At 66.0% G+C, this 18,126-nt stretch carries 16 protein-coding genes; 10 read left to right on the plus strand and 6 right to left on the minus strand.

Features of this window, described 5'->3' with window-relative positions:
* Positions 1–158: 158 nt before the first annotated feature.
* From OVA06_RS08640 to OVA06_RS08660, 5 genes are all read left to right on the plus strand, one after another.
* A complete protein-coding gene (locus tag OVA06_RS08640) occupies positions 159–461 on the plus strand; it encodes a DUF4193 domain-containing protein (protein ID WP_045731354.1) in 303 nt (100 codons plus the stop codon).
* Positions 462–610: 149 nt separating this feature from the next.
* Positions 611–1,351: a M50 family metallopeptidase gene (locus OVA06_RS08645; protein WP_268157635.1), complete on the plus strand. Its 741-nt coding sequence runs from the start codon at positions 611–613 to the stop codon at positions 1,349–1,351.
* A gap of 9 nt (positions 1,352–1,360) precedes the next feature.
* On the plus strand, positions 1,361–2,446 hold the full coding sequence (locus OVA06_RS08650; RefSeq protein WP_268157636.1) for a glutathione S-transferase family protein: 1,086 nt from the start codon (positions 1,361–1,363) through the stop codon (positions 2,444–2,446).
* A 30-nt stretch (positions 2,447–2,476) separates the two neighbouring features.
* On the plus strand, positions 2,477–3,586 hold the full coding sequence (locus OVA06_RS08655) for a serine hydrolase domain-containing protein (RefSeq protein ID WP_268157637.1): 1,110 nt from the start codon (positions 2,477–2,479) through the stop codon (positions 3,584–3,586).
* Positions 3,587–3,659: 73 nt separating this feature from the next.
* Complete coding sequence (locus tag OVA06_RS08660; RefSeq protein WP_268157638.1) at positions 3,660–4,778, plus strand: FUSC family protein; 1,119 nt, start codon at positions 3,660–3,662, stop codon at positions 4,776–4,778.
* 9 nt (positions 4,779–4,787) lie between these two features.
* Here OVA06_RS08660 and OVA06_RS08665 read toward each other — a convergent pair whose 3' ends face one another.
* From OVA06_RS08665 to OVA06_RS08675, 3 genes are read right to left on the minus strand one after another with little or no spacing between them, the layout of a single operon-like run.
* On the minus strand, positions 4,788–5,795 hold the full coding sequence (locus tag OVA06_RS08665) for a MaoC family dehydratase (RefSeq protein WP_268157640.1): 1,008 nt from the start codon (positions 5,793–5,795) through the stop codon (positions 4,788–4,790).
* Positions 5,795–7,135 carry a 3-oxoacyl-ACP reductase gene (locus OVA06_RS08670; RefSeq protein ID WP_268157642.1) on the minus strand — a complete coding sequence of 447 codons (1,341 nt, stop codon included), beginning with the start codon at positions 7,133–7,135 and terminating at the stop codon, positions 5,795–5,797. Before OVA06_RS08670 ends, OVA06_RS08665 begins: the two co-directional genes overlap by 1 nt.
* Positions 7,136–7,144: 9 nt before the next feature.
* Complete coding sequence (locus tag OVA06_RS08675) at positions 7,145–8,506, minus strand: acetyl-CoA C-acetyltransferase (protein ID WP_268157644.1); 1,362 nt, start codon at positions 8,504–8,506, stop codon at positions 7,145–7,147.
* Between the two features lie 67 nt (positions 8,507–8,573).
* Between OVA06_RS08675 and OVA06_RS08680 the strand changes: the two genes are divergently transcribed.
* Both OVA06_RS08680 and OVA06_RS08685 read left to right on the plus strand, forming a co-directional pair.
* A complete protein-coding gene (locus tag OVA06_RS08680; protein WP_268157646.1) occupies positions 8,574–9,287 on the plus strand; it encodes a TetR/AcrR family transcriptional regulator in 714 nt (237 codons plus the stop codon).
* Between the two features lies 1 nt (position 9,288).
* A complete protein-coding gene (locus OVA06_RS08685; RefSeq protein ID WP_268157649.1) occupies positions 9,289–11,403 on the plus strand; it encodes an acyl-CoA dehydrogenase family protein in 2,115 nt (704 codons plus the stop codon).
* A gap of 106 nt (positions 11,404–11,509) precedes the next feature.
* On the opposite strand, the gene glgA is transcribed toward OVA06_RS08685, so the two are convergent.
* A complete protein-coding gene (gene glgA, locus OVA06_RS08690) occupies positions 11,510–12,715 on the minus strand; it encodes a glycogen synthase (RefSeq protein WP_268157651.1) in 1,206 nt (401 codons plus the stop codon).
* A gap of 102 nt (positions 12,716–12,817) precedes the next feature.
* Here glgA and glgC point away from each other — a divergent pair, with 102 nt between their 5' ends.
* From glgC to OVA06_RS08705, 3 genes are all read left to right on the plus strand, one after another.
* Positions 12,818–14,224, plus strand: a complete 1,407-nt coding sequence (gene glgC / locus OVA06_RS08695) for a glucose-1-phosphate adenylyltransferase (protein WP_268157653.1) — start codon at positions 12,818–12,820, stop codon at positions 14,222–14,224.
* Between the two features lie 98 nt (positions 14,225–14,322).
* A complete protein-coding gene (locus OVA06_RS08700; RefSeq protein ID WP_056079119.1) occupies positions 14,323–15,774 on the plus strand; it encodes an SDR family NAD(P)-dependent oxidoreductase in 1,452 nt (483 codons plus the stop codon).
* A gap of 18 nt (positions 15,775–15,792) precedes the next feature.
* The gene (locus OVA06_RS08705; protein ID WP_056079115.1) at positions 15,793–16,260 is read left to right on the plus strand and encodes a pyridoxamine 5'-phosphate oxidase family protein; all 468 of its coding nucleotides are present in this window, start codon (positions 15,793–15,795) and stop codon (positions 16,258–16,260) included.
* 36 nt (positions 16,261–16,296) lie between these two features.
* Here the strand turns inward: OVA06_RS08705 and OVA06_RS08710 are convergent, their stop codons facing one another.
* Together OVA06_RS08710 and OVA06_RS08715 are read right to left on the minus strand one after the other, a co-directional pair.
* The gene (locus OVA06_RS08710) at positions 16,297–17,148 is read right to left on the minus strand and encodes a transglutaminase family protein (protein ID WP_056079112.1); all 852 of its coding nucleotides are present in this window, start codon (positions 17,146–17,148) and stop codon (positions 16,297–16,299) included.
* Positions 17,145–18,071, minus strand: a complete 927-nt coding sequence (locus tag OVA06_RS08715; RefSeq protein WP_056079109.1) for an alpha-E domain-containing protein — start codon at positions 18,069–18,071, stop codon at positions 17,145–17,147. Before OVA06_RS08715 ends, OVA06_RS08710 begins: the two co-directional genes overlap by 4 nt.
* Positions 18,072–18,126: the final 55 nt, after the last annotated feature.

An 18,126-nucleotide genomic window follows, 5' to 3' on the forward strand; every position in this document is an offset into this window, starting at 1 on the left:
GCTTCCGGCACGGAAATCATCCATTGGTCATGGCCCGGCCGCGTCATGGAACCTGTACCCAGGCGGCGGCAAATATACTCCCTCTCTTGGGGAATACCCCCTTGATGCTGTACGTTTCATACGCGACAGGCCAACCAAAGAAAAGAGAAGCACCTAAATTGGCAACCGATTATGATGAACTGCGCTCCGACGTCAAGGAGTCGCAGGACAACTCGCTCGAGCAGCTCCAGTCCGCGAATGCTCCCGATGCGCGAAGTGTCGTCCTTGAGCTGGATGAGGCTGATGGGCTCGACAGCGCGGGCGTACCGGGCGGCGAATTCGTTGCCGAAGAGCTCGTGGTGCAGGTCATTCCGCAGGCTGACGACGAATTCACCTGCTACTCCTGCTTCCTGGTCCGGCACCGGTCCCAGATAGCCCGCCAGAAGAATGGTCACAGCTACTGCACCGAGTGCGAAGGCTAGGCACCAGGAACCCTTCGGATCCTCCCGATCCGGCCGCAACGGAAGGCACGCCACCCGGCGTGCCTTCCGGCTTTAAGGGGACGTCCAGCGTGGACCGGTAGCGTTGGAGCCATGGACGGCACCCTAATCATGAGACGTGGCACGTTCGGATGAACGGGGCCGCCGACCTGTGGCAGGTCCTGCTGACATCCTTCACCCGCACGCCACTGCCCCTCATCACCTTGACCGAACTTGTGCTGGCGCTCCTCGCCGCGACTGCACTGTCCGTACCTCGGCGCTCCTGGAAGTACTTTGGTCTCCTGACCACGGCCACGCATGAGCTCGGCCATGCTTTTGCTGCCGTCACCAGCGGGCAGCGGCTCTCCGGAATCCACTTGCGCCTCGATCATTCCGGCACCACCACAACATACAGCCGCAGCAGGCTCGCCACTGTGTGGTCATGCTTCTGGGGCTACCCTGTTCCGGCGGTGACCGGCGCTGTGTTTGTGGTGTGCGGATTCAGCGGTTGGGGGCCGGCCGCCATCGCCGCGGGAGGCCTTGCCCTGGTGGCCACCCTGCTGTTCCTGCGCAACCTTGCCGGATTCCTCATCACGCTGGCAGCGATTTGCGCTGCACTGGCCATGGTCCTCGTTGTGCCCAGGGAATTCACTGGCCACGTCGCCGTGATCCTGGGACTGGCCTTGCTGGTTGGGGCGGTGAGGGACCTCATCAAACTGGCCCATGTACACCTCCGCAGGCGGAGCCAGCTTGCGACCTCGGACGCCTACCTGCTGTACAGGGCCACCCATGTTCCCTCGGGCGTATGGATTGTCCTTTTTTCGGCTATCGTGGCCGGCTCGTGGATGGTCGCGTTGCAGCCTGTCACCGCTGTCCTGTCTGCTGGCGCATAGGCTGGGCAGATGAGCCACGACACGGAGAGCACCCTGACGGCCGGCGGAACCGGGGAGCACAGCACCCGGGGCGCCTACGTTACCGGCGGCCACGAATTTAAGCGGGACACCAACTACATTGAGGACCGGGTGACCCGGGATGGCAGGCCCGGGGACCACGGCGAGCCAGGCTGGCCCGCCGAAGCGGGACGCTACCGGCTGGTTGCAGCGCGGGCGTGCCCCTGGGCCAACCGGACAGTCATCGTGCGCAGGCTGCTGGGCCTCGAGGAAGCAATCTCCCTTGGGCAGCCCGGACCAACGCATGATGCCCGGTCCTGGACATTCGACCTTGATCCCGGCGGAAAGGATCCGGTCCTGGGCATCGAGCGGTTGCAGGAAGCCTTCTTCAAGCGTTTTCCTGACTACCCGCGGGGCATCACTGTTCCTGCCCTGGTTGACGTACCCACCGGCGCTGTCGTGACCAACAACTTCCCCCAAATCACGCTGGATTTCTCTACGGAGTGGACTGAATTCCACCGGCCGGGCGCCCCTGACCTTTATCCGGAACGGTTGCGGGACGAAATCGATGAGGTGAACAAGCGGGTGTTCACCGAAGTGAACAACGGCGTGTACCGGTGCGGGTTTGCAGGATCCCAGGACGCGTACCAGGCCGCCTACGACCGGCTCTGGACAGCCCTGGACTGGCTGGAGGACCGCCTCACCGCCCGGCGTTACCTGGTTGGTGACACCATCACGGAGGCGGATGTCCGCCTGTTCACGACGCTGGCACGCTTTGACGCGGTCTACCACGGCCACTTCAAATGCAACCGGCAAAAGCTCAGCGAAATGCCGGCCCTGTGGGCTTATGCCCGCGACCTCTTCCAGACTCCCGGTTTCGGCGACACCACAGACTTCGTGCAGATCAAGCAGCACTATTACATCGTTCACGAGGACATCAATCCCACCGGCATCGTTCCGGCCGGGCCGGACCTGTCCGGGTGGCTCGAAGCGCACGGCCGGGAAACACTCGGCGGGCGGCCTTTCGGCGACGGAACGCCACCAGGGCCAGTCAGGAAGGGCGAGGAAATAGCCCCGGGGCACGGAGCGGCACACTAGGCGGAAAGCGGTTTCCTCTAGAATGTGGGGATGCAGATTTCCCGCGGCGCGGTAGCGGCCGGCTTCGAAAACGTCCTCGACCTGTTTGAGTCTTTCCTGGCCGAGGATCCTGGTTACAGCGCCCAGCTCGCTGCGTACCACGGCGGCGTCCGCGTTGTGGGACTTACCGGCGGCCCGGACATGGCTGAGGACACAGTTACCGGGGCCTACTCATGCTCAAAGGGTGTCGCCGCCATGGTCATTTCACTGCTTGTGCAGGACAACGTCCTTGACCTCGACCGGCCGGTGGCCTTCTATTGGCCGGAGTTTGGGGTACACGGCAAGGACCGGCTGCTGGTACGCGAGGTCCTGTCTCACCAGGCCGGGCTGCCAGGCATCGCGGGCGGCTTCGGGCTGGGCGAGTTCACAACACCCGGAGCTGCGGCCAGGCTGGCCTCAGCCCGTCCTTTGTGGCAACCGGGACGGCAGTTCGGCTACCACGCGCTCACCATAGGCATCATGATGGAGGAGCTTTGCCGGCGTACGTCGGGAGAGTCATTGCAGGACCTCTACGACCGGCGGATCCGGATCCCGTATGATGTGGAATTCTTCCTGGGGCTGCCCGAGGAAGAAGAACACCGTTACAGGGACGTCCTATACACCACTGACGCGGACCAGCCATGGCTCGATCCGCTGAGCCTGGACGGGCTCAACTCGAACTCGCCGGTCAGCACCATCATGGAACTACCGAACATCAGGACCATCCGCGCAGCCGGAATGTCAGCCGCCGGAGGCGTGGGCTCAGCCGACGGCCTTGCCCGCCTGTACGCTGCGGCCACCACCGGCGCGGACGGCTCAGAACCGTTCCTCGGCGACGACACGGTCCGCCGGATGTCAGCCGAACAGGTCTGGGGGCTGGACCGTTCTTCAGGCCTGGACAACGCTTTCGCCGTGGTCTTCATGAAACCTCATCCATCCCGCAACTTTGGCAGCCACCGGGCCTTCGGCCATGAGGGCGCCAACGCCGCCCTTGGCTTTGCCGACCCCGCATACGCCCTCGGGTTCGGTTACATTCCGCGGCGGGCCGAGGACGGGCGGACGCCAGGCCGGGCCCACCGGCTGGCGGCCGCAGTACGGCGCTCGGCGGCCGCGCTGGCGTAGTGCGCCCAAGCCGGCCGGCCCGCTGACCTGCGCCTTTTGGGGTTGAGGGTCAAACCACCCTAAGGTTGGGCGGATGAGCACGCCGCAAGCCAGAACGCAAGTCATATGGGGCCAGGGCACCGAGATCTTTAAGCGGGCCATCAAGGGGCTGACAGCAGCCTTCGCCGCCCAGCGGCTGCAGCTGGCCACCAAAGCAGCCATCGCGGCAGGGCTTGCGTTCCTGATCGCGCCCCTGATGCCAGGCGCTGCCGCCAACTACCCGTACTACGCTCCCCTAGGAGCCCTGGTGGCGATGTACCACAACGTTGTCGGCTCGGTCCGGCAGGGTGCGCAGGCATTGGCCGGACTTGCCGTCGGCATCGGCTTGGCGTTCCTCCTGGTGTCCTACACCGACCCCTCTCCCCTGACGGTGGCAATTTTCATGGGCATCGGCGTCCTCCTGGGTGGACTGCCCGGCATCGGGTCCGGCAGCGACTGGATTCCGACGGCGGCGCTTCTTGTCCTGCTGGTGGGAAACAGCGACCCCGATGGCTTCTCCTTCGGCTACCTCGTTCAAATGGGGGTAGGTGTCGCTGTGGGCATTGGCGTCAACTTCCTGATCTTTCCGCCGCTGCACTTCAACGCCGCCGCAGCCAGCCTGGATGAACTCCGCCGGGCACTCGGCACGCAACTGACCGACATGGGTAAGGCACTTCGCGAAGAATGGCCACCCGAACATGCCGAGTGGTCCCGCCGGTCCGATGAGCTGGCGGAGGCCACCCGCACCGTACGGCACCTTGTCCAGGAAGCGGACGCCAGCCGCCGCGGAAATCCGCGGCGGCGCCTGCACCCCCGCGACATGGATGAAGATTACAAGCACCTGCGCGAATTGGAGCGTGTGACATTCCACATCCAGGACATGACCGATGTCCTGAGCGACGTCATCTGGGAGAGCGACGCTCCCTACGACGTGCCGGTGGAAGACAACGAGTCACTGTCGGCGGCAATGATGGCCTCCGGAGACCTGCTGGCGTCCTGCGGAGACGATGACGCACCTGGGCACCGGGAGCGCTTTGACGCAGCGAAGGCGGCCCTGGACACCTGCATGGCTGTCACCTCCGAGCGGGAAACCGATGAGGGTACGGTTCACGCCTCGGAATCGCTCCTGCTCAGCCTCCACCGCATTCTCCGTGCCGTCCGTCCGGCAGACTAGCGGGCGTTCCTAGATTCGCTCTTCCTGCACCGGCCCGGAAGCGCCGGTTTCGGTGAGGCCAGGTGTGTCCTTTCCGGCCCGTTCGTCACCATTGCCGGCAGCCGCGTCATCAAGCGCCGCAACTGAACCGTTGAAGTGGCGCCGCCCGGACCGCGGGTTCCAGGCGACGAAACTCGAACGGTGCCAAGCGCCTGTGCCTTCCTGTTCAGTGGTGATGTCCAGGGCAACCCGGGCCGGCAGGAACACCGGTGTTTCGAACCCGACCTCCCAAATGAAGGAATCGCCGCGGGCAGGGCCGACGTCGGCGAGCGCCCTGGACGCCAAATACATGCCGTGGGCTATCGACCGGCGCATGCCCAACGCCTTAGCAGACAACACACTGAGGTGGATGGGGTTGAAGTCACCGGAAACGGCGGCGTAAGCCCGGCCCGCGTCCACACCCAACTGCCAGAGTGCAGTCGGATCGGGCGCACGGAAGTCGGGCTTGCCGTGTTGGGCCGAGGGCTTGTCGATTCCCGGCAGGAAGATCCCCTTCGCCAGGTAAGTGGAGACTCCCAGCCAGCAAACGGCATTACTGCCGGATTTGCGGACCTCCGCCACAACGTCCACCTGCGTGCCGGACCGGTGCCCCCGCAGGTTCTCTACCCGCGCCGTGATGTCCAGGGCCTCGGTGAAGAGCAGCGGCACGCGCTGTTCCACCCGGTTGCCCAGGTGGATCATGCCCAGCAGTGGAAGCGGGAAGTCGTCCCGGTTCATCACGCTCATGGCCAGCGGAAACGCCAATGCGTGGATGAAACCCGCGGGCAGCACATCACTGGCGGTCTCGCCCAACAGGTGCTGGTAGGCGGTGAGGTTTGCGACATCCACCGCGACTGCCCGCACCTCGTGGCTTTCGTCGGGCAGGTGGGAGGAATCGCCTGTCCCGAGGAGCCGCCGCCGGGCAGCCTGCGCGGCGGCGTTAATGTACAGCTTGGACAGTGACGGCATCTCCCCCAGGATGAGGGGCTGCACCGCCATTACGCGCCGACCAGGTTCTGTCCGCATACCCGGAGCACTTCACCGCTGATGCCTCCGGCGGAGTCGCTGGCAAGGAAGGCGATGGTTTCAGCCACATCCACGGGCTGGCCGCCCTGTTTGAGCGAGTTCAGGCGCCTTGCTGTTTCCCGGAGGGCCAGGGGGATCCGTGCAGTCATCTCCGTTTCGATGAACCCCGGCGCCACTGCGTTGATGGTTCCGCCGGCTTCTGCCAGCAGTGGCGCTGTTGCCCTGACCATGCCCATGACTCCCCCCTTGGAGGCCGCATAGTTGGTCTGCCCCCTGTTTCCGGCGATCCCGCTGGTGGACGCAACAGTCACGATACGCGGTGACTGGCTGAAGTGCTCCGAGCCCAGGAGGGCCTCGTTGATCCGAAGCTGGGCAGCGATGTTGATGTTGATGACCGAGTCCCAGCGGGCGGGATCCATATTGGCGAGAAGTTTGTCGCGGGTGATGCCGGCGTTGTGGATGACGATATCGAGCCGGCCGTGGCGTTGGACGGCATGGTCGATGATCCTCTGCCCGGCGTCCGCACGGGTGATGTCCAACTGCAGGGCTGTTCCCCTGACCTCGTTGGCCACGGCCGCCAGGTGGTCCCCGGCTGCGGGGAGATCCACCACCACCAGAGTGGCGCCGTCCCTGTGCAGGGTACGGGCAATCTGCGCGCCGATCCCCCGGGCTGCGCCGGTGACGACGGCGATCTTTCCTGCCAGCGGGAGGTCAGGGTCTTCGGGCAGCGTGCCTCCGGCGTCGGAAATCTTCAGGAACTGGCCGTCCACGAACGCTGAACGCCCGGAGAGGAAGAAGCGCACCGCACCCAGGGCGCTGGGGCTCGTGATGTCCACGCCCTCCGCCAGAAGGATGCCGTTTCCGGTTGCCCCGGCACGCAGTTCCTTGGCCAGGGACCGCAGGAGCCCGTCGATTCCCTGACGGGCCGCTGCAGCTGCAGGCGAACCGGCTTCAGCGGCGGGACGGGAAACTGTGAGGACCCTGCCGCTTGGCGCGAGGTCCCGAAGGGAGGCGGCCGCGCTCAGGACTGTCCTGCCGAGATCCTCCGGCCGCTCCACTTCGTCCAGCACCAGGATGATGGCCCCGAGCTTCTCGCCCGGAACCGCGTGCCGGCGGACGTCCAGGTCCCAGGACAACAGCTCTGCGCCCAGTTGGTCGGCCGCCGCGGAATCACCCTGGATGACGACCGGCCCCGCTATCAGGGGCTGGCCCGGGCGGTACCGGCGCAGGAGTGCCGGCTGGGGCAGCCCAAGCCTCTTGGCAACGTTCTTGCCGAGCCCCTGGTTGACCAGTTGCGTGTATTTGTCTGCCATGCCGGCCTCCTATACCGATTCCAGGATTGCGACGACGCCCTGGCCGCCTGCAGCACACACCGACACCAGTCCGCGGGCCGGCCGCCCGTCCGTGCTGCCCTTGGCGTGCAGCAGCTTGGCCAGCGAAGCCACGATGCGTCCGCCGGTGGCCGCAAACGGGTGTCCCGCTGCCAGCGACGAGCCGTTCACATTCAAACGTGAGCGGTCCACCTTGCCGAGGGCACCGTCCAGGCCCAACCGGGTGCGGCCGAAGTCTTCGTCCTCCCAGGCAGCAAGCGTGCTCAGTACAGTGGCCGCGAAGGCCTCGTGGATCTCGAAGTAGTCGATGTCCGCCAAGGTCAGGTTGTGGCGTGCCAGCAGCCGGGGAACCGCGAAGACCGGAGCCATCAGGAGCCCGTCCTTGCCGTGGACGAAGTCCACTGCCGCGGCCTCCGCATCCACCACGGCAGCCAGCTTCGGCAGGTCGCGTGCGTCTGCCCATTCGTCCGAGGCCAGCAGGACCGTCGAGGCGCCGTCTGTCAGCGGCGTCGAGTTTCCGGCGGTCATGGTGGCGTCGGCGCCAAGGTTCCTGCCGAAGACGGGCTTCAGCGACGCGAGCTTTTCCGCCGAGGTATCGGCGCGCATGTTGCCGTCGCGGGACAGGCCCCGGTAGGGGGTGACGAGGTCGTCAAAGAACCCGGCCTCGTAAGCTGCGGCAAGGTTGCGGTGGCTGTTGAGGGCAAGCTCATCCTGGGCTTCCCGGGAAACCTTCCATTGGGCGGTCGTCAGGGCCTGGTGCTCGCCCATGGAGAGGCCGGTGCGCGGTTCTGCAGTACCCGGAGCCAGCGGAGCCAGGTCCTTGGGCCGCAGCCGGCTGAGGATCTGCAGCCGCTGCGGCAGCGTCTTTGCCCGGTTGAGGTCGAGGATGACCTCCCTGAGCCCTTCGCTGACCACCACCGGGGCGTCCGAGGCGGAGTCGACGCCACCGGCGATGGCGGAGTCAATCTGGCCGAGCTTGATCTTGTTGGACAGGCCCACCACGGTTTCCAGGCCCGTCGCGCAGGCCTGCTGGAGGTCGTAGGCCGGCGTTTCGGCGGACAACGCCGAGCCGAGGACCGCTTCGCGGGTGAGGTTGAAGTCACGGGAATGCTTGAGCACCGCGCCGGCTGCCACCTCTCCCACGCGTTCGTCCTGGAGGCCGAACCGGGCAATGAGACCGTCTAGGGCTGCCGTCAGCATGTCCTGGTTGGAGGACTTTGCGTAGGCACCTCCGGCGCGGGCGAAGGGAATTCTGTTGCCGCCCACAACGACTGCCCGGCGTAGCGCGGTGGCCCCCGCAGTTGGGCGGGCTGACCCGTCGGGGCCGGTGGCTGACTGTCCGTCAATGGACATGGGTGTCTCCTCTGGTCGCATGCGGTTACCGATACCCAGCGTACCTGATACGCTGGGTATCGTGAACATGCCCGAAGCACGAACCGCAGCACGCGCCCTCGGGCCCTCCCCTGCCGCCAGTCCGGACGGCAGGTCGTCCCGCTGGGAGTCCCACCGTGAAGAACGCCGGCGGCAGCTGATCAAGCAGGCCCGGCGCGCGGTACACGCCCTTGGCAGCGACGCCCCCATGGAGGACATCGCCGCAGCTGCCGGAACGTCCAAGTCGGTGTTCTACCGCTACTTCGGCGACAAGGCCGGGCTGCAGCAGGCGGTGGGCGAGGTGGTCCTGGACCAGATGCAGCGGCGCATCCGCGAGGCCGCACAGAGCGCCGTGACGCCGCGGGAAGGGTTGTTCGCAATGGTCTCCGCCTACCTGCAGATGGCGTCCACCAGCCCGAACGTCTACACCTTCGTGACACGCCACGCCGAGGCGTCCGGCGCCGCGGCCGTCTCCGGCGCCCTGGGGCACTTCTTCGACGCAGTCGCCGAGATGATCGCCAGCCCCATGCGCTCCCACCTGGGCGACGGGAAGGAAGCGGTCATCGGATTCTGGCCCAAGGCCGCCATCGGGCTGGTGCGGAATGCCGGCGAACAGTGGCTCAGCACCCCTGACTCCGCCGCCAAACCGGGCCAGGACGCCATGGCCCGCCAGATCACCGACTGGCTCTGCGTCGGCATTGCACCCGAACTGTCTACTCCCAGCACCACCAAGCAACCTGTCAGCACCAACGAAGGACATTGACATGACTGAAGTAGTGGACCGACCCGCCGCCAAGGGTTCCCGCCCGGCCGGCCCCACCCGGGTCGCTGCCGGCACAGACCGACCCCAGCCTGCCGTCGACACCGAAGCGCTGGGCAGGCAACTCCTGGGCAAGTGGGCGGATGTCCGCCGCCAGGCACGGGACCTCGCCGCCCGTCCCGAACTGCACAAGGTCGAGGGCCAGACCCACACGGACCACCGTGCCAGGGTCTTCGGGCAGTTGCAGTACCTCGTTGACAACGGGGCGGTCCACCGCGCCTTCCCCTCCGGGCTTGGCGGCTCCGACGACCACGGCGGCAACATCGCCGGCTTCGAGGAGTTGGTGGTTGCGGACCCGTCGCTGCAGATCAAGGCGGGGGTCCAGTGGGGGCTGTTCGGCTCAGCCGTCATGCACCTTGGCACAGAAGAGCACCATGCCAAGTGGCTGCCGGGCATCATGAACCTGGCCATCCCCGGCTGCTTCGCCATGACGGAAACCGGGCACGGCTCCGACGTTGCCAGCATCGCCACCACCGCCACTTACGATCCCGCCACCGCGGAATTCGTCATCCACACGCCCTTCCGCGCTGCCTGGAAGGACTACATCGGAAACGCCGCAACGGACGGACTCGGCGCTGTGGTGTTCGCCCAGCTGGTGACGCAGGGCGTCAACCACGGGGTCCACGCCTTCTATGTGGACCTCCGCGACCCGGACACCAAGGAATTCCTGCCGGGCATCGGCGGTGAGGACGACGGAATCAAGGGCGGCCTCAACGGGATCGACAACGGACGGCTGCACTTCACCAATGTCAGGGTCCCGCGCACCAACCTCCTCAACCGCTACGGCGACGTCGCTGCCGACGGCGCCTACAGCTCCCCCATAGCCAGCCCCGGACGGCGCTTCTTCACCATGCTGGGAACCCTGGTCCAGGGCCGGGTATCCCTGGACGGTGCAGCGGTGGCAGCATCCAAGGTGGCGCTGAAAGCCGCCATCCAGTACGCCACCGAACGCCGGCAGTTCAACGCCTCCTCCCACACGGACGAGGAAGTGCTGCTGGACTACCAGCGCCACCAGCGCCGCCTGTTCACCCGGCTCGCCACCACTTACGCCGCCGGGTTTGCGCACGAACAGCTGCTGCAGAAGTTCGACGACGTCTTCTCCGGCGCCGCGGACACCGACGCCGACCGCCAGGACCTCGAAACCCTTGCGGCGGCCCTCAAGCCCCTCAGCACCTGGCATGCCCTGGACACCCTGCAGGAATGCCGGGAAGCCTGCGGTGGCGCCGGGTTCCTGATCGAAAACCGGTTCGCCTCCCTTCGGGCGGATCTTGACGTCTACGCCACGTTCGAAGGCGACAACACCGTGCTGCTGCAGCTCGTTGCCAAGCGGCTGCTGGCTGACTACGCCAAGGAGTTCCGCAACGTGGACTTCGGCGTGCTGGCCCGCTACGTGGTGGGGCAGGCCACCGGCGCGGCCATCCACCGCACCGGCCTGCGCCAGGTTGCACAGTTCATCACCGACACCGGCTCCGTGCAGAAGGCTGCGATCGCCCTGCGGGACGAGGAAGGACAGCGGGCCCTCCTCACCGACCGGGTGCAGACCATGGTCGCTGAGGCCGCCACCGCGCTCAAGGGCAGCAACCGGCTCCCGCAGGACAAGGGCGCGGCCCTCTTCAACCGCCACCAGAACGAACTGATCGACGCTGCACAGGCCCACGCCGAATTGCTGCAGTGGGAGGCATTCACCGAGGCGCTCGCAGACGTCACCGACCCCGGCACCAGGAAAGTCCTGACCTGGCTGCGTGACCTTTTCGGGCTTTCCCTGATCGAAAAGAACCTCTCCTGGTACCTCATGAACGGCAGGCTTTCCATGCAGCGGGCGCGTACCGTGGGCGGCTACATCAACAGGCTGCTCGAGAAGATCAGGCCGCACGCATTGGACCTGGTGGACGCGTTCGGGTACGGCGATGAACACGTGCGCGCCACCATCGCCACCGGCGCCGAGAAGGAACGCCAGGACGAGGCCCGCGCCTACTTCCGCAGCCAGCGTGCCAGCGGACAGACCCCCGTGGACGAAAAGGTGCTGCTGGCGCGGAAGGCCGGCGGCCGCAAGGCCTAAAGCCCGGCAGGGGCTCAGCGCCGGCGTAGCGCAAAGTCCTGCTACGACGACGGCGCCGCTTCCCTTCCACGGGGAGCGGCGCCGTCGTCGTACTGCTGAGGGGACGTCAGCTGCTGGCGGGCAGCACCGAGCGGTACACCTCAAGGGTGGTCTCCGTGATGGACTCCCACGAGAAGTGCTTCTCGGCGCGCTCACGGCCCGCCTGTCCCATGGCCCTCGCGCGGTCCGGATCGGACACGACTTCCGTGAGGGCGGCCGCGAACTCACTGACGAACTTCTCCGGGTCCAGCGGCGTCCCGGTACCGTCCGTGACCTGCTCAAGGTCCACCAGCAGCCCGGTCCGGCCGTGCTCCACCACCTCGGGAATGCCACCGGTGGCGCTGGCCACCACTGCGGCGCCGCAGGCCATGGCCTCGAGGTTGACGATACCGAGCGGCTCGTAAATGGACGGGCAGGCGAAGGCGGTGGCGTGGCTCAGGACCTGGATCAGCTCGTGGCGGGGCAACATCCGCTCGATCAGCACAACACCGGTCCGCTGCTTCTGCAGGTCCTCGATCAGCGCGGCGGTCTCGGCGGCCAGTTCCGGGGTGTCAGCCGCGCCCAGGCACAGGACGAGCTGGACGTCGTCAGGAAGCTTCGCGGCTGCCCGAAGAAGGTACGGAACTCCCTTCTGCCGCGTGTTTCTTCCCACAAAGACAACACTTGGCCTGGCGGGATCAATGCCGAGCGCACGGATGGCGTCGTCGTTTTCATCACGCTTCCACAGCTCGACGTCGATCCCGTTGTGCACCACCCGGACCTTCTCCGGGTCCACGTCGGGGTAACTGCGCAGGATGTCCTGCCGCATGCCCTCGGACACGGCGATGATGGCGGCGGCGGCCTCATAAGCGGTCTTCTCGACCCACGAGGACAGAGCGTAGCCGCCACCAAGCTGCTCCGCTTTCCACGGGCGCAGGGGTTCCAGGCTGTGGGCACTCAAAACATGCGGAATTCCGTGCAGCAGCGAGGCCAGGTGGCCGGCCATATTGGCGTACCAGGTATGCGAGTGGACCAGGTCGGCACCGGCGATGTCCGGGACGATCCTCAGGTCCACACCCAACGTCTGCACAGCGGCGTTGGCGGAGCCGAGGTCCTCCGGTACAGCGTAGGAAGTCACCACAGCACCGTGATAGTCGGCGTCGCGGGGGGCACCGAAGGCACGAACCTGCAGGTCAACGTGCTTACTAAGCACCCTGCTCAATTCGGCGACGTGCACCCCGGCGCCACCATAAATTTCCGGCGGGAACTCTTTAGTCACAATGTCTATTCGCACAAGACCCAAGGTAGTCCTTCACGCATAACTGTTCTAGTGTGAAGGAGTCCGGGCGTACCGGATTGTCTTGGGGAGTTACGAAGGCGTACAGGAGCGACCACTATGCCGTTGAATAAAAAAGTCCTGGCCATTGTCCTCGCAGGTGGCGAGGGAAACAGACTGATGCCACTGACGGCAGACCGGGCGAAGCCCGCGGTGCCTTTCGCCGGCAGCTACCGCCTTATCGATTTCGCGATTTCCAACCTGGTGAACTCGCGCTACCTGCAAATCGTGGTCCTCACCCAGTACAAATCCCATAGCCTTGACCGGCATATTTCCGAAGCCTGGCGCATGTCCACCCAGCTCGGGAACTATGTCGCCTCCGTCCCCGCACAGCAGCGCGTAGGCAAGAGCTGGTTCCTGGGCAGCGCCAACGCCATCTACCAGTCCCTGAACCTGATCCATGATGCCAACCCCGACATCGTCGTCGTGGTCGGCGCAGACCACGTCTACCGCATGGACTTCGCCCAGATGGTGGAACAGCACGTCCACAGCGGGGCCAAGGCAACGGTTGCCGCCGTCCGCCAGCCACTGAGCATGGCCGACCAGTTCGGTGTCATCGAGGTGGACCAGAATGATCCGCAGAAGATCGCGGCATTCGTGGAGAAACCCGCCACCACGCCTGGCCTCGCTGCGGATCCGTCCCAGTTCCTCGCCTCCATGGGCAACTACGTGTTCGACGCCGACGCCCTGGTGGCTGCCCTGCACGTGGACGCCGAACGGCTCGACACCAAGCACGACATGGGCGGTGACATCATCCCCTACTTCGTGAACCAGGGCGAGGCAGGGGTCTACGACTTCACGCTCAACGAAATCCCCGGCTCCACCGAACGCGACCGCACCTACTGGCGCGACGTCGGCACCATCGATTCCTTCTACGACGCCCACATGGACCTCATCTCGCCGCTGCCGGTGTTCAATCTCTACAACTCCGAGTGGCCCATCTACACGCGGCAAAGCATCTCCCCGCCCGCCAAGTTCGTCCGCGGCGTCAACAACACGGTGGGCACCGCCCTGGATTCGATCGTCTCCAGCGGCGTGGTGATCTCCGGCGGTGTGGTGGAGGGGTCCGTCCTTTCCAACGACGTGTACGTGGCGACCAGCAGCAGGGTCATCGACTCCGTCCTGATGGACAAGGTACAGGTCGGCGAGGGCGCCGTGATCAACCGGGCCATCATTGACAAGAACGTCAAGGTGCCGGCCGGTGCCGCCATCGGTTTGGACCCGGACCTCGACCGTGCACGCGGCTTCAAGGTCACCGAATCAGGCATCACCGTCCTGTCCAAGTACCAGGAAGTCCCGGAGCCCGGCGAACACGAACGCCAGCTGGCAGCCAAGAACCTGCATCTGGTCCCCAACGCCGTGAAGGCCGCCGCGGAGCAGTACCCGGAGGTGCGCGAGTCGGTGGACAAGGTGGCCCGGACCCATGCCGCCGCAGCCGAAGCCTCCCCCGGGGCACGCGTGTCCTGACACGCCGCTGACATCCGGTGGAAGGACCGGCGGCGCCTGCACGGCGCCTCCGGTCCTTCAGTCATGATGCCCTGTGTCCACGCTGTAAAATTGACCCAATGAGCTCCCCCGACCTGACCCCTGAGGAAATCCAGGCCTGCCTCAAGGTCCTGAACACCATCCACGTCTACGACGAGGAGCACCCCGACTACATCTCGGTGCGCCGGGCCACCGGCAAGATGTTCAAGGCGGTCAAGCGCCACCGCAGGGTCACCAAGCGCGACCTGATTGCCGACGCCGACCGCGCCGTTATTGCCCTGACGGCCACGGCCGCCCCTGACCGGATCGACGACGAGACGCGCGGAAACAAGCTCGCTCCCTCGGCCACCGGCGAAGTGGCCGGCCACCTCATCCGGTCCCGGCCGTGCTACATCTGCAAACAGCACTACACCCAGGTGGACGCCTTCTACCACCAGCTCTGCCCGGAATGCGCGGCGTTCAGCCACAGTAAGCGCGATGCCCGGACCGATCTCACCGGCCGCAGCGCCCTGCTGACCGGCGGCCGCGCCAAGATCGGCATGTACATCGCGCTCCGGCTGCTGCGGGACGGCGCCCACACCACCATCACCACTCGGTTCCCCAAAGACGCAGCGCGGCGGTTCGCTGCCATGGAGGACAGCGCCGACTGGCTGCACCGGCTGCGGATTGTCGGCATCGACCTCCGCGACCCGTCCCAGGTCATGGCACTGACCGACTCCCTGAACGACGCCGGGCCGCTGGACATCATCATCAACAACGCTGCCCAGACCGTCCGCCGCTCCGGCAATGCCTACAAGCCGCTGGTGGATGCCGAGGACGAACCGCTGCCCGCAGCGCTGGAGCAGGCAAACGGCGGGCCGGAGCTGCTGACGTTCGGCCACGCCCATGACAAGCATCCGCTGGCACTCGCAGGCACCGTCACCGAGCACCCCGTCCTCGCCGGGGATGCCGTGACGTCGTTGGCATTGTCCACCGGTTCCGCCTCACTGGAACGCATCGCGGCGGGAACGGCCATCGACGCCGGCGGCCTGGTCCCGGACCTGGCCACCATCAACAGCTGGACGCAGGTGGTGGACGAGGTGGACCCGCTGGAGATGCTTGAAGTCCAGCTCTGCAACGTGACGGCACCGTTCCTGCTGGTCAGCCGCCTCCGCGGGGCCATGCAGCGTTCCACGGCACACCGCAAATACATCGTTAACGTCTCCGCCATGGAAGGCCAGTTCTCCCGCGCCTACAAGGGAGCCGGACACCCGCACACCAACATGGCCAAAGCCGCGCTGAACATGATGACAAGGACCAGCGCGCAGGAAATGCTCGATACCGATGGCATCCTGATGACCGCCGTGGATACCGGCTGGATCACCGACGAGCGGCCGCACTACACGAAGGTCCGGCTCATGGAGGAGGGCTTCCACGCGCCGCTGGACCTGGTGGACGGTGCGGCCCGGGTCTACGACCCCATTGTCATGGGTGAAAACGGCGAAGACCAGTACGGTGTCTTCCTGAAGGATTACAAGCCCAGCCCCTGGTGAAAGGCGTATGCTCACGGCATGAGCAACGAGTCATCACCTGACGTCCAGAACCTCGAGCACCATGAATGCTGGGCCATGCTGCGCACCGTCTCCGTTGGCCGGCTGGCCGTCCTTGCTGACGGCCGCCCGGATATCTTCCCCGTCAATTACACGGTGGACGGCGGCACGGTGGTCTTCCGCACCGGCCAGGGCAGCAAGTTATCGGCCGCGTCCGGAGACGCGGCCGTGGCGGTTGAGGCCGACGGCGTGGATCCGGAGAGCGGACTCGCCTGGAGCGTGGTGGTCAAGGGAACCGCCGAAGTGGTGAAGGGGGCCGAGGAGGTCCTGGACACCTCCCGGCTCTACCTCTTTCCCTGGCAGGCGGGCCGCAAGGACGCATTCGTCCGGATTACCCCCGACTCCGTCACTGGCCGCCGGTTCAAGGTCACCGAGCCGATGACCTGGTGGACCCAGATCAGCAGCTCGGCCAAGTCCGCCCACGAGTAGGCACCGGCCGCGTGCGCGCAGTACGCACGCCACCGGTCAGGCGAGCTGGGTAATCTCCACGCTGACGTTCAGTGCCGATCCGCCGCCGCCGGACAGGATGCCCTTGAGTGGCGTGACGTCCCGGTAGTCCCTTCCGCGTGCCACGGTAACGTGGAAATCGCCGGCAGGTTTGTGGTTGGTAGGGTCCCAGCTGCGCCAGTCCCCGTCCCACCACTCCAGCCAGGCGTGTGACTGGCCGGCAACTGTCTCTCCCACGCCGGCGCTGGAGCGCGGGTGCAGGTAACCCGAGACGTAGCGTGCGGGGATGCCGCAGCTGCGCAGTGCACCGATGGCCAGGTGCGCGAGGTCCTGGCAGACGCCCTGCCGCTGCGTCCACGCCTCTTCCGCGTTCGTGGTGACGGCGGTGGACCCTGACATGTAGGTCATCTCGCCGCGCATCCAGGCGAAGATGGCCATGGCGGCCTCGTGCGGGTTCTTGCCGGCAACAACGCCGGGGATGATACCCAGGACTTCGTCACCCGGTCCGCTGAGCCGGGACTGCGGCAGCCAGTCGCTGTGGGTGTTGAGGGTTTCCGGCGACGCCAGCACATCCCAGCCGGCGATGTCGGACTCGGACGGGATTTTCCCGGCACGGTGGACCTCGACGGTGATGTTGGAGATGACCTCCAGGTGGTCGTGCGGCATCTGCATGTCGAAGGCCGTCACCCTGGTGCCCCAGTAGTCGCGGTAGGTGCTCACGGCCGCCTGCGACGGGGACACCTTAACCACTGATTCGAGGACCACCTGCTGGGAGTCCGTCAGCGGCGTCATCCGTGCCTCGTTGTAGGAGAGGGTGACGCGCTTGTTGTACTTGTACGCCGTCCGGTGGACGATGCTCAGCCGGGTCATGAAACTTCTCCCACCCAGGCCAGTTCGTCCGCCTGATTGAAGTACTTACGGGAAATGGCGTCCGAGGCCTGGGACACAGCCTTCTGCACGCGTTCCATGTGTTCGGGCAGTTCGGACATGAGGTCGTCCGTACGGTGGAACTCGAGGAAGGTGCGGGCCTGGCCCACAATGCGGCGGGCGTCGTTGATGAAGCCCACGCGCTGGGCTGAGGGGTCCAGCTTGGCGAGGCATTCGTCGGCGTCACGCAGTGCGTACACGATGGAGCGCGGGAACAGCCGGTCCAGCAGCAGGAACTCAGCCGCGTGCTGGTCACCGAAGGCTGCCCGGCGGGTCCGCAGGAAGGATTCGTAGGCGCCGGCGCACCGGAGCATGTTCACCCAGGACATGCCTGCGGACAGGACATCCCTGGTGGACAGCATGCGGGCTGTCATGTCGGCCCGCTCAAGTGACCGGCCCAGGACGAGGAACAGCCAGCTTTCGTCGTGGCTGACGGTAGTGTCCGCCAGGCCGCTGACCATGGCGGTGCGCTCCAGGGTCCAGTTGCAGAACCGGTAGGTGCCCACCACGTCCTTGCGGTGCTGGCTGAGCCCGTAATAGGTGGTGTTGAGGCTCTCCCACAGCCCGGAAGAGACCGTTTCGCGGGCACGCCGGGCGTTCTCGCGGGCAGCGCCCAGGGACCCGGCAATGGACGTGGCGCTGGTCTTGTCGTAGGCCAGGGCGTGCAGCAGCTCGGGCAGGCCGAAGTCGTCGCTTTGGGGCCGTGCTCCCATCACAGCCAACAGCTCCTGGGCCACGCTTTTGCGTTCGTCCATGGGGAGGTGGTTGAGCCGCTCCAGGTGCACGTCGAGGATACGGGCGGTGCCGTCGGCCCGCTCCACATAGCGGCCGATCCAGAATAGGGATTCGGCAATACGGCTAAGCATTCGCGGCTACCTCCTGCGGGGCCGAAACGGACAAGAAACGGTGCCGGGCGGGGCG

It is taken from the genome of Pseudarthrobacter sp. SL88, assembly GCF_026672455.1.
In the GTDB taxonomy this organism is placed as follows: domain Bacteria; phylum Actinomycetota; class Actinomycetes; order Actinomycetales; family Micrococcaceae; genus Arthrobacter.